The organism is Mariniflexile soesokkakense (genome assembly GCF_039650365.1).
Lineage (GTDB): Bacteria > Bacteroidota > Bacteroidia > Flavobacteriales > Flavobacteriaceae > Mariniflexile > Mariniflexile soesokkakense.
In genome coordinates, this window is the sequence record NZ_JAZHYP010000001.1 from 139,499 (window position 1) to 153,156 (window position 13,658).

At 32.3% G+C, this 13,658-nt stretch carries 13 protein-coding genes; 4 read left to right on the forward strand and 9 right to left on the reverse strand.

All coding sequences use genetic code 11. The annotated features are described in order from the left end of the window. Positions 1–28 precede the first annotated feature (28 nt). From VP395_RS00605 to VP395_RS00645, 9 genes are all read right to left on the reverse strand, one after another. Positions 29–586 carry a helix-turn-helix domain-containing protein gene (locus VP395_RS00605; RefSeq protein WP_346239756.1) on the reverse strand — a complete coding sequence of 186 codons (558 nt, stop codon included), beginning with the start codon at positions 584–586 and terminating at the stop codon, positions 29–31. Between the two features lies 1 nt (position 587). Continuing rightward, on the reverse strand, positions 588–1,040 hold the full coding sequence (locus VP395_RS00610; protein WP_346239757.1) for a heme-binding domain-containing protein: 453 nt from the start codon (positions 1,038–1,040) through the stop codon (positions 588–590). Continuing rightward, positions 1,041–1,676 (reverse strand): DUF3347 domain-containing protein, encoded by a 636-nt coding sequence (locus tag VP395_RS00615; protein ID WP_346239758.1) that lies wholly within the window; start codon positions 1,674–1,676, stop codon positions 1,041–1,043. 28 nt (positions 1,677–1,704) lie between these two features. After that, positions 1,705–2,946, reverse strand: a complete 1,242-nt coding sequence (locus tag VP395_RS00620) for a TolC family protein (RefSeq protein WP_379884134.1) — start codon at positions 2,944–2,946, stop codon at positions 1,705–1,707. Between the two features lie 13 nt (positions 2,947–2,959). After that, positions 2,960–6,703 carry an efflux RND transporter permease subunit gene (locus tag VP395_RS00625; RefSeq protein ID WP_346239760.1) on the reverse strand — a complete coding sequence of 1,248 codons (3,744 nt, stop codon included), beginning with the start codon at positions 6,701–6,703 and terminating at the stop codon, positions 2,960–2,962. A gap of 106 nt (positions 6,704–6,809) precedes the next feature. Next, positions 6,810–7,226, reverse strand: coding sequence for an HYC_CC_PP family protein (locus VP395_RS00630; protein WP_428833349.1), 417 nt, complete (start codon positions 7,224–7,226; stop codon positions 6,810–6,812). 187 nt (positions 7,227–7,413) lie between these two features. Then, on the reverse strand, positions 7,414–7,629 hold the full coding sequence (locus VP395_RS00635) for a hypothetical protein (RefSeq protein WP_346239762.1): 216 nt from the start codon (positions 7,627–7,629) through the stop codon (positions 7,414–7,416). A 122-nt stretch (positions 7,630–7,751) separates the two neighbouring features. Next, a complete protein-coding gene (locus VP395_RS00640) occupies positions 7,752–8,102 on the reverse strand; it encodes a hypothetical protein (RefSeq protein ID WP_346239763.1) in 351 nt (116 codons plus the stop codon). Then, entirely contained in the window at positions 8,102–9,283 is a 1,182-nt protein-coding gene (locus tag VP395_RS00645) for a HEPN domain-containing protein (protein WP_346239764.1), read from the reverse strand. Before VP395_RS00645 ends, VP395_RS00640 begins: the two co-directional genes overlap by 1 nt. A 135-nt stretch (positions 9,284–9,418) precedes the next feature. Between VP395_RS00645 and VP395_RS00650 the strand changes: the two genes are divergently transcribed. From VP395_RS00650 to VP395_RS00665, 4 genes are all read left to right on the forward strand, one after another. Continuing rightward, a complete protein-coding gene (locus VP395_RS00650) occupies positions 9,419–9,637 on the forward strand; it encodes a helix-turn-helix domain-containing protein (protein WP_346239765.1) in 219 nt (72 codons plus the stop codon). Between the two features lie 98 nt (positions 9,638–9,735). Continuing rightward, entirely contained in the window at positions 9,736–10,797 is a 1,062-nt protein-coding gene (locus VP395_RS00655) for a DNA cytosine methyltransferase (RefSeq protein WP_346239766.1), read from the forward strand. Then, the gene (locus VP395_RS00660; RefSeq protein WP_346239767.1) at positions 10,794–11,864 is read left to right on the forward strand and encodes an HD domain-containing protein; all 1,071 of its coding nucleotides are present in this window, start codon (positions 10,794–10,796) and stop codon (positions 11,862–11,864) included. Before VP395_RS00655 ends, VP395_RS00660 begins: the two co-directional genes overlap by 4 nt. Beyond that, positions 11,861–13,657 (forward strand): ORC-CDC6 family AAA ATPase, encoded by a 1,797-nt coding sequence (locus tag VP395_RS00665; protein WP_346239768.1) that lies wholly within the window; start codon positions 11,861–11,863, stop codon positions 13,655–13,657. Before VP395_RS00660 ends, VP395_RS00665 begins: the two co-directional genes overlap by 4 nt. Position 13,658: the final 1 nt, after the last annotated feature.

Sequence of the window (13,658 nt, forward strand, 5' to 3'; positions counted from 1 at the left end):
ATTTCATTTTTACAATTCTGACTCTTATTTATACAATTCGGTCTAGAGGTTTTCTATCCCAATCTTGTAAATTTTTATAATCGGACATTGACATTCCTGTTATGGTTTTAAATTGCCTTGACAAATGACTGCTTGATTTATAGTTTAAGGTATATGCTATTTCTGAAAAATTTAATTGACCAACCTGTATTAATTCTTTTACTTTTTCAATTTTTAGATTGATGGTGTATTTTTCTAAAGTAATCCCTTCATGTTTACTAAATAACTTACTTATAGCTGTTTCTGTTTTTCCAAATTCATTAGCTAAAATTTTAAACAAATCGTCTGTTTCACCTAATTCAATTTTATTAATGAGCTTTACTTTTATTTGCTCAACCAAGGTATCTGTTTCATTTTCAATAATTTCAAAACCAGTTTTTAAAAGTGCTTTGGATAAATGTTCAATACTACTATTGATACCTTTTACAACTACCACTTTTCCCAACTCTACAGATTCTACTATATAGTTTTCAGTGTTAAAAATGGCTAAAACTGAAGCTATACAACGGTTACAAACCATGTTTTTTATGTAGATTGTTTCTTTCATTTTAAAGATTGTTCTTTAAATGTACCATCCATTGGATGATTGTTGTTTTATCTTCTTCTGAAAATTTGGCGTTCCTATGAATTAACGTATAAGAATCTAAAGGCATTTCACCTTTTTCAATTTGTTTGATAATTGACCTTAGCATGCTTGCTTTCCTTCGGATAGATAAAGCATCCCATTCATTAAAATTTAGCTCAGCTTTTCCTTTTATAATATGGTCTTCTAAAAACCATGCAATGGGTTGAATCTTGTTATACCAAGGATATTGTGTGTTATTACTATGGCAATCGTAACAAGATGCTTGGAGCTTGCTTTTTATATTATTAGGCACCTTATTAACTATCATAAAATCGGTTTCAGGAATGGTATCACTTTGGTTGCGTGTTGTAGGCACAAACTGTATGCCTACAAACACTACCAATAAAACCAACATTATGATTTTAATAATTTTCATTTATTTAATCTCTTTCTTAACGGTACCACATTTCAACATTTTACTTCCGTAATATGGGTTAAGCACTTCTTTATTCATGCTTAACCAAGCACTACCTTTATCGTACATTGGACAGAACTGTTGATACAAAGTATTTGCTGTACCAGTAATGGCTACCATATCGGTTATATCTTTGCTTAAAGTTTTAAAGTGTTCGCGTTGGTGTTCTATAGGGCTTTTTGAAATATGCTCAGCATGTTCCATGGCATCTTCAATAATATCTTTTAATTCTGCTTTTTGTGCATCTGTAAATTTTGAAACATTAAGGGTGCTCAAACTTTTTACTAGGGCTGCGCCCAATTCTTTTGCTTTTGCATTGTTATCTGCCACCAAAGCATCTTTAAGGTTAAAATAATCTTTCAGTACAACTTCTGCATTTACATCTTGATTGTTGCCCACTGCCATTTCTTTTTTCTCAACATTATAATGCCCATCATCATTGTTGTGATTCATTTCTGAATGGTTTTCATTCGCATTCATTTCAGTATGTTGACCATCTACATTATTATTTTCATTTTTTGCATCTTTACAAGACATTGCTGTTAAGCTTAAGAATGACATGGCTAAAATTCCTGTTGTTACTTTTACTTTTTTCATTGTTTTTTTATTTTAAATTATACTTGTTTTATTCTGTTAAATAATTGATAATGGTTGATTGCATATAATAGGTTTTCACAGATTCTATTTGATTTATTTGAAACTTTAATTGGAGCTCCTGAATATCTAAAACATCATTAAAATTAATGGTTCCTGTTTCGTAGCTTTTAATAAGAATTTCTTCAGCATCCTTAGCCTGTTTTAAATTTTTAGCTTGCGTGGTATAACTCATTCTTGATGAAATTCTATCCGTAATAGCTTTGTATAAAAGAGTTTCTAAGGTATTGAACCGCTCTTGTTTTTGGAATTCTATTTCCTGTTGTTGTAATTTATTTTGTTTGGTTTGCGATTTATACTTTTTATTGAATAGTGGTATTGATAGCGAAACCATGGGCATAATGATATCTTTTCCATTATCACTAAAATCCATATTGGGCCGTTGTTCAACATTGATATAATCCAAGCCGAAACCAATCATCGGGCTGCTTTCTTTTTGATTCAATAATTCGGATTTTTCTACGGAAGCAAATAACTTATCATATTTTAACAGCTCTGGATGTAAAGCCAGATTTTCTGTATTAATCTCAAAATTTTCAGAAGGCATCATCAATTCATCTATTACCGAAACCTCTATAGATTTATCACGATTTAAAAGCTTATTAAAATTAGTTTGCTCTGCTAAAAATTGTTGCTCTAAAACATTTAAAAGTTGCGCCATTTCATTCTGTCTCATTTGTAATCGCAATACATCTACCGCCGATGCTTTACCGACTTCTACAGACGTTAAAGCCAAAGTTTCGTATGTTTCAAGCAGTTTTATATTTTCAATCAATACGGTTTGCTTTGCTTTGTTGGCATATAAATTATAATAGGATTGAGATACTGAGGTTATTAGTTTTCGCTTGGCAATAACAATATCTTCATATTTAGCATCAGCCAGAGAACTCATATAGTTTTCACGGGAAGTGATTGTACCAAACCAAGGCACCATCTGTTTTGCCGATAATTTATAACGTTGAGCACCTGTTCGCGTTTCTGGTTCGCTAACAAAATACCCTGCACTAAACTCTGTATTTGGTAGTGTATTAACTTCATTCAACTTTTCAGAAGCAATGTTAAACTGCGTTTGGAATTTTTGAATCTCAGGATTGTTGGCTAAGGCTTCATTTATATATGTTTCTAATTCTTGGCTCCGAACATGAAGAACAAAAAATAAAAAACCAAGAAGTAAAACTCCTTTATATACGCTATGTTTGTTGTAATTTTTCATGGTGTTTTTATATCTATATTCCATTCTCTTTTTTTGCTAATCTCTTCATTTTAAACTCTTCTCTCCAGCTATACAATACAGGTACAATAAAGTAAGAGGTAATATCAATCACCATCCCACCAAAAATGGGAATTGCCATAGGAAGCATAATATCACTTCCTTTTCCTGTAGATGTTAATACTGGCAGCAAAGCCAAAATTGTAGTTACGGTAGTCATTAAACATGGACGAATCCGCTTTTCTGCTGCTTCCAATGCAAAAGTTCTTATGCTCTTTTTATCGGAGGGTTTTTCACGTTCAAAAGTTTGTGTGAGATAGGTTGCCATTACCACACCATCATCTGTAGCGATACCAAATAGCGCAATAAAACCTACCCAAACTGCCACACTTAAGTTAATGGTTTTCATATTGAACAAGTCGCGCATATTCTCACCAAACAAACTAAAATTGAAAAACCAATCTTGTCCATATAACCAAATCATAATAAAACCACCTGCGAAAGCAACCGTGATGCCCGTAAACACCATTAAAGAAGTACTCACAGATTTGAACTGAAAATACAGTATTAAGAAAATAATGGCTAATGCAAGTGGTACCACAACAGAAAGCGTTTTTTCTGCCCGCAACTGATTTTCGTAAGTTCCTGTAAATTTGTAGCTAATGCCCTTAGGAACCGTTAACTCTCCAGAATCTATTTTCTGTTGAAATAAAGCTTGTGCATTTTCTACCACATCTACTTCGGCAAAACCATCAAGTTTATCAAACAAAACATATCCAACTAAAAAGGTGTCTTCACTTTTTATAACTTGTGGCCCTTGTTCATAACGAATACTTGCCAGTTCACTTAATGGCACAGGGCTTCCTTTTTCTACAGGAATATAAATGTCTTTTAAATCCTCTGGATTGCCTCGCAGCTCTCTTGGATAACGAACCCGAACACCGTAACGTTCTCTTCCTTCAACGGTTTGCGTTAATGCCATGCCACCTATAGCGACTTTTAGGACGCTTTGAACGTCTTCGATTGAAACACCATAACGCGCTAATTTTTCTCTATCAATATCAATAAGCAAATAAGGTTTACCTACAATTCTATCGGCAAAAACCGCCTCTATCTTGACGCCTTCGGCTTGCTTTAAAAGATTTTCCAATTTCAATCCAAAAGCTTCAATTTGCTTTAAATCTTGCCCTTTAACTTTAATTCCCATAGGAGCGCGCATACCTGTTTGAAGCATTACCAATCGAGTTTCTATAGGTTGTAATTTAGGTGCCGAAGTAACCCCAGGCAATTTGGAAACCTTTACAATTTCACTCCAAATATCGTTTGGATTCTTTATTTCTGGTCTCCAATTACGGTAAAATTCACCATCATCATCTTCTATCAATTGTAAGTGTTCTACTTTAATAAAAGTGGCATTTTCTGTGTTGTTAGGATTCTCAATAAAACCTCCATCTTTCAGTTCAAAAGCACCAGCATCATTTACTTTATAGCGTTGTCTTTCTCCTTTTGCATTACGCATGTATTCGGATTTATACTGAATCACATTTTCATACATAGATAAGGGTGCTGGATCTAATGCAGATTCCGTTCTACCCGCTTTTCCTACAACAGTTTCAATTTCAGGAATAGTAGCAACGGCCATATCTAATTGTTGAAGGACACGCTTATTTTCTTCAACACCAGCATGTGGTAAAGAGGTTGGCATGAGTAGAAAAGAACCCTCATTTAAAGAAGGCATAAATTCTTTTCCTGTATTGTTCATTATCCACGCTCCAGAAATAAGTACGGTAGTGGGTATAACTAAAAATAATAATTTGTTAGCTAAAGCCCATTTTAAAATCTGACCATAATATCTTCTGAAGATGGAGAATATCCCTAAAATACCAAAGCAAATAATTGCAACAAAAATTAGATTTATAAGGATACTGCGGTCAAAACCTAATGGTCTCCAATATTCGGCAAGTAGAAACACAATAGCCGCCGAAGAAATAATGATGTTGATCAGGTTAACATTTTTCTTGCTTAATTTACCTTTTATACCTAATAAACCTATAACCCCAAAAGCAATAAGGATAGTACCTAACCAATAGCCACTTATTATAATTGCAAGTCCAACGACTATTAAAGTGCTATTTAAGATTTGTTTAAATGATTTTTTGAGCGTAGATTTTCTAAACAAATAAGCTGCAAATGGAGGAATTAAAAACAAAGCTATTACTAAAGATGCTGATAAGGCCATTGTTTTGGTGAAAGCTAATGGCCTGAATAATTTTCCTTCGGCACCAATCATTGTGAAAACTGGCACAAAACTTATAATGGTTGTTAAAACCGCCGTTAATATAGCTCCGGAAACTTCAGCCGTAGCGTTATAAACAACTTCATTTGTGGTAAATTCTGTTCCATCTTCACGTAGTCGTAATTTTTCATCGTCGAGATGCCTAATCATATTTTCGGCAAGTATAACACCTACATCAACCATCGTTCCAATGGCTATGGCTATACCCGAAAGTGCAACAATGTTGGCATCTACATTAAACATTTTCATGGTTACAAAAACCATTAATACCGCAACAGGTAGTAACCCAGAAATTAAAATAGAAGCTCTTAAATTAAAAACCATTACAATAATAACCAGAATGGTAATTAATATTTCTAAGGTTAACGCTTCATTAAGAGTGTATAGCGTTTCTTGAATAAGTTCAGTACGATCGTAAAAAGGAACGACCGTTAATTGGGAAATTCTTCCATCTGCTAATACTTTAGAAGGTAAACCTCCTTTAAGTTCAGCTATTTTTTCTTTTACATTTGTAATAACTTCCATAGGGTTGGCGCCATATCTTGCTACTACAACACCACCAACCACTTCTGCTCCTTCTTTATCCAACATTCCCCTTCTGGTGGCAGGGCCTAAAAATACTTTGGCTATATCCTTAATTTTAACGGATGTATAATCTTCCGAAGTTACCACAGCATTTTCAATATCTTCAATAGATTTTACATAGCCTAAACCACGTACTAAATATTCCGCTTGGTTAATTTCTAAAGTTTGGGCACCAATGTCTTGATTGCTGCTTTTTACAGCTTTTACAACTTGATTTAAGCCTATATTGTACTGGCGCATCAATTCGGGGTTAACATCTACTTGATATTCCTGGACATAACCACCAATAGAAGCTACTTCAGACACACCACTTGCAGAAGATAAGGCATACTTTACATAATAATCTTGTACACTTCGTAGTTCATGTAAATCCCAACCACCAGTAACTTTACCATTTTCATCACGCCCTTCTAAAGTATACCAAAATATTTGTCCTAATCCGGTAGCATCAGGACCTAAAGCGGGGTTTACATCATTTGGCAATAATCCACTGGGCAGTGAATTGAGTTTCTCTAAAATTCTACTGCGACTCCAATAAAACTCAACATCTTCTTCAAAAATGATATAGATGCTTGAAAATCCAAACATAGACGAACTACGAATGGTTTTTACACCTGGAATTCCTAGTAAAGAAGTAGTTAATGGATAGGTAATTTGGTCTTCGATATCTTGTGGAGAGCGACCATCCCACTTAGTGAAAACTATTTGTTGATTTTCGCCAATATCTGGAATAGCATCTACTGCCACAGGATCACTTGGCAAAAAACCAGTGTCCCAATTAAAAGGAGCATTTACAGTTCCCCAACCTATAAAAAGGACAATTAGTAGAACAGCTACAAGTTTGTTTTCTATTAAAAATTTGATGCTTTTATTTAGCATTTGTTTGATATTTAAACAATTAAACATAGGGTGTTAAGAAAACACCAAATACAGCAAATTATCCTAACAGCCAAAGGCCCTAGAATAAAACAGTTTATTGTTTAAATCAAATTAAATAAGATTCGTCAAGCTTGTAGAGTTGCCTTATGACGAGTGGTGATACATAATCTACATATGAAGTAACATTATCGTTTAATCCTTCAAATAGATTGATGTAGGTGTGAAAAAATGAAGCAACAAAAACTTGTTGATCTAAAGTTAATTTATCAAATGATATTTTTAACTCATCCTGCCCAGAAACAGTAATTTGTTCATCGGTACAACAATTCTTTTTTGCAATAGAACATTCTGATGAAGTGTCTGATTTCTGCATATCCATACCACAAGAATCAGCTTCACCAAAAATAGAAGTATCCACTAAAGTATCGCCACAATAGTGCAAATCAATAGTAAATGACATTGTAGAAAATAACACTACAAAAGCCATTAAAATTGATATTGTTTTATGGAATACTTGTTTCATCTTGAAAACAAAGATACAAAATTTCAACAATTCGTTATTTGTTTAACAAAAGTTTAAAAATAAGTAAGCTCTTCATTAAAAATGTTAAAATTTAAAAGTTATGGAGCTATTTGGGTGTCATCTATTTTCTTTATCTATGGAATATTCTGTAATTTATGACATAAGATAAACTCATTATAGTTCCTCTTTATTCCAACTGCTTCAACATAAAATTTACATCATCCAAAAACTCACCTTCATCAAATGGTAAAAGTTTTTGGGCTAATTCTAGGGTTTTCCGGATATCCTTACCGTGATCCTTTATATGGGGAGGGCAATAAGTATCTCCTTGTGTTACCAAAATACTGACATTCATTAAAGCTTCAATAGTAGTAAACAAATCCAAGTATCCTTCAAATTGCAAATATTTGGCTTTAATTTGCCCTTTTGAATATCCGATGGTTGTAAGGTATGTAATTTGTACCTAGCTGATTTTACCAACCTTTCAAGTTCTTTCCGGTTTGTTTTCATATTCGATATTTCAGGTTATTTCTTTTTGAGTCCTTGTTCAGAAAGTATCTCACTAATCTTGTCCAAACAAAACATCTGGTCATGTGGCAAGAGGTCGATAACTATTTCTAAGATCTTGGTCACACTACTTACAGGTGTCTTATTGCTATGCTTGGGATAAACAAAAGTACCATTGCCATCTAAGGCGTAATAGCAAACTTCCAAAAGTGCCGAGATACTGCTTGTGATGTCCTCATTATCGAACACCTCAAATCCGATGGTCTTTCTTGTCCTGTTCCCATGAGCTTCTGTGTTTACCCCAGGTAAGTTTTCAATGTGCTTCTTGATGTCTTTTAATTTCTTATTATATTTCTTTTTTTCTTTCATCAGCCCTTTATTTCTGGTTTTAATGCTAAATCTCTTAATACATCTAATAATTCCATTTCTTCATGAGGTATCAAATCTAATGCGTATCCTAAAACTTCCTTTACATTATGCATGGGATCGGGAATGGAACGTGTAGGTACATACTCGTATTCCATCGCAAGTATGCATACCTTTAATAAATTTGAAATCATAAACGAGGTCTCCAAATATCCTTCCGTTACAATTCCAATGGAGTACAATCCTTTTTTATAAGGATAGGGTTTTAAGGTTAAAAAGTCTTTTGTGGAGAGTAATTTAATGAAATTGGATAGTTCGGTGTCATTTGGCTGAAGGCTTTGGTTTTTAGGCGCATTAACTTCTTTTTGATTTGACTCATGTTTTGTACAAGCATCCATTTTATTTTGAAAAAATAAAGTTGCTATTGATTCAATTGTATTGGCTTTCTCCATTACTTTATTGATTTGGTCTAAATTGATATGATAATTGTTCCCATAGCGGGTGGATATATACGCATCATCCAGCAATTTTAAAAGGTTTTGCTCCTCCTCTATTTCGGTATTGAAAAGATTACCAAGGACAGGTACGAATGGTTTTATATAGGTTTGCAGTTCTTTTATACTATGACTTTTACGCTCCTTGCCCATTTTAAAAAGTGCAGCAAAACGGTACCACAATTCAATAAATTGGTGCAGCATAAAAGCCGCTTGAGAAAGATTGTTTTTTTTAATAAAAAAGGTCGCACCATCTAAAAATGCGGCCATTTTAAGGCGTTCTTTTCCGAAAGATACTTGAATGTTGTTTATTTCTTTTAGAGATATATGGTATTCATAAAAGCTGTCCAATGCTGTATCAGCATCTTTATAGATTAGTTTATCCCAAGTACATCCATAAACAAAGAATAGATTTTCTTCTTTTAACTGTTGCTCGGCATATTCTAATGAAAATATTCGGTATAGAAACTCCGTTTCTTCCTGAAATATTTTAGCGACCATTGACGACAACTCATGTGTTAAGGAAGAACAGTTTCCTTTCAATATCACAATTAATAAAGGCTTAAAGAAACCTTCCTTTTCAGTTCTTGTTTTATAAACATATTTAATTTCTAAAAGAGATTTTAGTTTATCTATAATCTGTTCTTGTTTAGTGTGAATTTCATCATCCATATCTTTTGCTTTTTGCATGTTAGATTTCTTAATAATCCTTTAGACTATCTAAACAAATCTATACATAATCTATCAAAATTCAAAATTAAACTTTAGGAATTCTACATTTTTCTATATTCAAAGTATATTTATCTATAAAAAATCGAAATATTTATGACATCATTAGGGTTATATTTTACTAAAAAGTCCGTGAATAGAGCAATGGTATCGAGGCGTACTGGTATAAGTCAGGCTAGACTTTCTCAACTGAGTTCTAATGAATCTACTAAGCTTCGTGCTGATGAACTTTATTTAATTGCTTTAGCAATTGATGTTGATCCAGGAGAATTATTGAAAGAGGTTAGCAAAGGGCTTGAATTACTTAGAGAATAAGCAGTCCTTATTATTAAATGTATCACTGAGTTTTTCTTAAATCAAGAAATAGATAGTATGTTGATAGACAATTTTAATCCCAAAAATAATGACTTATAATGAACGCTATTGATGTTTTTAGTGGAGCTGGAGGGATGAGTGCAGGCGCTGAACTAGCTGGTATAAATATTAAATTGGCTGTAGAATATAATAAAGAAGCAGCTGAAACATTTAGGAGTAATCACCCTAATGCTAAAGTGTTATGCGAAGATATCAGAAAAGTAAGAATTTCTGATGATGAAAAAAATCCGTTTGTACTATTTGGGGGACCACCTTGTCAAGGCTTTTCTGTCTCCAATACAAAAACTAGAAATTTGAAAAACGATAATAATTCTTTATTTAAAGAGTTTGTTCGTTTTGTTAAAGAGGCAAAACCGAAATGGTTTGTCTTTGAAAATGTTGAGGGATTTGTTTCTTTCCAAAGAGGGTTGGTTTTAAAAGAACTTAAAAAGGAATTTGAAGAATTAGGATATAATACTTCTTATTCTGTTTTAACAGCGTCAGATTATGGTGTGCCTCAGAATAGAAATCGTTTTTTTATGGTTGGAAACATCCTTGATATAGATTTTGTTTTCCCAAATAAAAATGATAAAAAGGTAACTGTTAAGGAAGCAATAAGTGACTTGCCATTGTTAGAGAATGGAGATAGTTTTGATAGATTACCATACATAAAAGGCAGAAACAGTGAATACTCAAAACAAATGAGAAATGGTTGTAAAGTAGCAACTCAAAATTATGTTTCAAAAAATAAAGACTATGTAATCGAGAGGTATAAGCATATCCCAAGAGGACAAAATTGGAAAGCAATACCAAAAGAATTGATGACAAATTATACTGACTTATCTAATTGTCATAGTGGAATATATAAAAGATTAGATGATGAAAAGCCATCTGTTGTAATCGCAAACTACAGAAAAAATATGCTAATACATCCTTATCAGAATAGAGGACTATCAGTAAGAGAAGCAGCTAGACTTCAAAGTTTTCCAGATAGTTTTGAGTTTAAAGGAAGTTTAATGCATATACAACAACAAATAGGAAATGCTGTTCCTCCATTGCTAGCAAAGGCAATCTTCGAACAAATTATACATTTAACAAATAAAAGAGTACTTGACCAGTGAGTGAAATTTACAATATAGAAGAAGAATTTTTAAAAAATTCAAAAAATCTTACAGTGTTTCCTAACAGTAAAGATTATGTTACAACGTATATTCAATTTAAAGATAGGTTTGAAAAAGACATTCACCGTGAAATCAACAGTAAACTAGTTGAATTGGAAAATGAAGGATATTTTAATGATCATGGTGTTAATCACATTATTACTGTAATTAGAAAAACATCAGAATTGATTTTTGTTGAAGGAGGAGAGTCTTTAATTACTCCTTATGAGACGTTCATTTTATTAATGGCAATCCAATTGCACGATACTGGTCATTTAATTTCGTCTCGTCAAGAACATGCTAAAATGGGAAAGGAGATTTTGAGAAAGTTTGACAAATCTAATGTGTTAAGCGCATCTGAAAGGGTTCATATAGGTAATATAGCAAAAGCACATGGAGGAAAAGAAGATCCTATAGGAGATTTGGAGAATATGTGTTATTTGTCAAATCATAAAATTAGGCCACAACTTCTTGCTTCTGTTCTTCGTTTGGGCGACGAATTGGCTGAAGACAGTGAAAGAGCAGCTAATTTTTTAATTGAACTTAATGAAGGACGCCAAAAAGGAGAAAACCCTTATTTGGCACCAACAAGCGAAATTTATCATTTATATTCTGCAAGTATCGATTCATGCAGAATTGATGGAAGTGAGATAATATTAGAGCTTTATCCTGTTGATTATAGATTAGTTAAGAAGTACCCCATGAAAACTAAAAATGGGAAGGAGGAAAAATATTTATTGGATGAAATTTATGACAGGACTTTTAAAACTTTTACTGAAAGTTTATATTGCAATAGGTTTCTTCCAGAAGGTAAAAGAATAAGCACGGTAAGAGTAAGTGTAAATATTGTAACTGACAATGAAAATGAATTAATAAAAAAGATAAGTTATGAGCTTAAAGAAAGTGGTTATCCAATGATGGAAGTTAACGACATTTTTGAGAGATGTAAAAGCCTTAAAGAAAACAATCAAAATATTAATGGAGAGTTTGTAAAAAGACTTATTGAAAATAAAAATAATCAGCTATGAATCCTTTTGATGTAAAAACACCCGAAGACATAAATGCCTCAGAAATTTATGAATTATTTGTAGATGTATTTACAGATTTTGGACAGGTAAAGGAGGTTTTTCATACGTTTTTAAATGGTCCGAGAGGTTCAGGAAAAAGTATGATGTTTAGATATTTGATGCCTGATTGTCAGATGCTTGATAAGAAATGTTCTCTAAATGAATTAGATTTTTTTTCTTTTTACGTACCCATCAAGTTAACAGGAACTAACAATCCTGAATTTGAAAGACTTCAAACAAATTCAATTTCGTTTATTAGCGAACATTTACTTACAACCTTTATTACAGTTAAATGCTTTACAAATTTATTAGAATATTCTGAAATCAACAAGTATAAAGCCGAAATTGAAAAGTTCTATTTTAATAATTTTTTATGGCATGTTGAAGTTTCTGGACAAGATATCTCAAACTACAAGGATAAGTACAAAACTTCTGTAGAATATATTCAGAGTATTATCAACATCACAAATAAGATGCTAATACACTGTAAAATATATTGCTCAAGAATTGCAACAAATCCAAATGCAACAGAAGATTACAAAGGAGCTTTATGTAACTATTTAGACTTTCTTTATCCAATACTACTAGAAATCAAGAAACTTCCCTTTATGCCTCAAGAGAAACCAATTTTCTTATTAATTGATGATGCAGGTTACTTGAGCGGTGTACAAACTAAAATACTCAATACTTGGGTGTCTTATAGAAATTCTACTAAAGTTAGTTTGAAAATTTCAACACAGTTAGATTATAAAGGGTATAAAACTATTACAAACAAAACTATAGACTTTCCCCATGATTATTCTCAAATAAATATTGCAACCATTTATACATCTGCAAATAATAATTATCATTCGAGAATTGAAAATATTGTTACCAAGCGTATTGTAAAATATCTTAAAAGGGAAATAACGCCTCAAGATTTTTTTCCTTACGATGAAGCCCAACAAATTAGAATTAAGGAAATTTATAATAGCATTGAATCTGAACACCACGATCCAAATAAAAAATATACAGGTAAAGATGCCGCAAGAAGATATGCTACCTCAGAATACGCGAAAGAATTAATCAAGAAGAGAGCAACTACAACATACAGTTATGCTGGATTTGATAATTTAGTCAATATTTCTTCTGGGATTATTAGATATTTTTTAGAACCAGCATCAAAAATGTATGCTGAATATTTGAATAAAGAAACTGATGAAGCCAATATTAAAAATATTCCTCATAGTATTCAAAATGATGAGATTCGTAAATTTTCTGAAAAGTTCTTAAAGGATGAATTTGAAAAAATTTTAGAAGAACATGGAGCACTATCAGATAATGAGAGATTTAGTAAGGCGGACAAATTATTTAATTTGATTTCAGGTTTGGGAGGAATGTTTAGGAAATTGTTCGTTTCAGATAGAACTGAAAGAGTTGTTTTTTCTGTTGCATTGAATGACCTTCCTGATAAAGAATTAAAAGATATATTAGATTTAGCAATTCATTATGGTTATATTCACGAAAGTTCAGTTGGAAATAAACAAGGTACTGGACGAAGTAAATTATATATTTTGAGTAGAACTCTTGCGCCTTATTTTAATCTTGACCCGACAGGATTCAAAGGTTATAAATTTATGAATAGTAATACTTTGAAAATTTCATTGTACAGTCCCAATAAATTTATAAAAGAAATCGTTAAGTATTTTGATGTGGAAGAGGAAGATCAAAGTGCTACTGTTAAGCAAACTAATTTATTTGATGAAATAGAATAGA

Coding starts and splice junctions, on each gene's coding strand:
- VP395_RS00655 (WP_346239766.1), top strand. CDS start 9,736: ATGAACGCTATTGATGTTTTTAGTGGAGCTGGAGGGATGAGTGCAGGC.
- VP395_RS00620 (WP_379884134.1), bottom strand. CDS start 2,946: ATGAAAAATTACAACAAACATAGCGTATATAAAGGAGTTTTACTTCTT.
- VP395_RS00640 (WP_346239763.1), bottom strand. CDS start 8,102: ATGAAAGAAAAAAAGAAATATAATAAGAAATTAAAAGACATCAAGAAG.
- VP395_RS00665 (WP_346239768.1), top strand. CDS start 11,861: ATGAATCCTTTTGATGTAAAAACACCCGAAGACATAAATGCCTCAGAA.
- VP395_RS00630 (WP_428833349.1), bottom strand. CDS start 7,226: ATGAAACAAGTATTCCATAAAACAATATCAATTTTAATGGCTTTTGTA.
- VP395_RS00650 (WP_346239765.1), top strand. CDS start 9,419: ATGACATCATTAGGGTTATATTTTACTAAAAAGTCCGTGAATAGAGCA.
- VP395_RS00605 (WP_346239756.1), bottom strand. CDS start 586: ATGAAAGAAACAATCTACATAAAAAACATGGTTTGTAACCGTTGTATA.
- VP395_RS00615 (WP_346239758.1), bottom strand. CDS start 1,676: ATGAAAAAAGTAAAAGTAACAACAGGAATTTTAGCCATGTCATTCTTA.
- VP395_RS00625 (WP_346239760.1), bottom strand. CDS start 6,703: ATGCTAAATAAAAGCATCAAATTTTTAATAGAAAACAAACTTGTAGCT.
- VP395_RS00645 (WP_346239764.1), bottom strand. CDS start 9,283: ATGCAAAAAGCAAAAGATATGGATGATGAAATTCACACTAAACAAGAA.
- VP395_RS00610 (WP_346239757.1), bottom strand. CDS start 1,040: ATGAAAATTATTAAAATCATAATGTTGGTTTTATTGGTAGTGTTTGTA.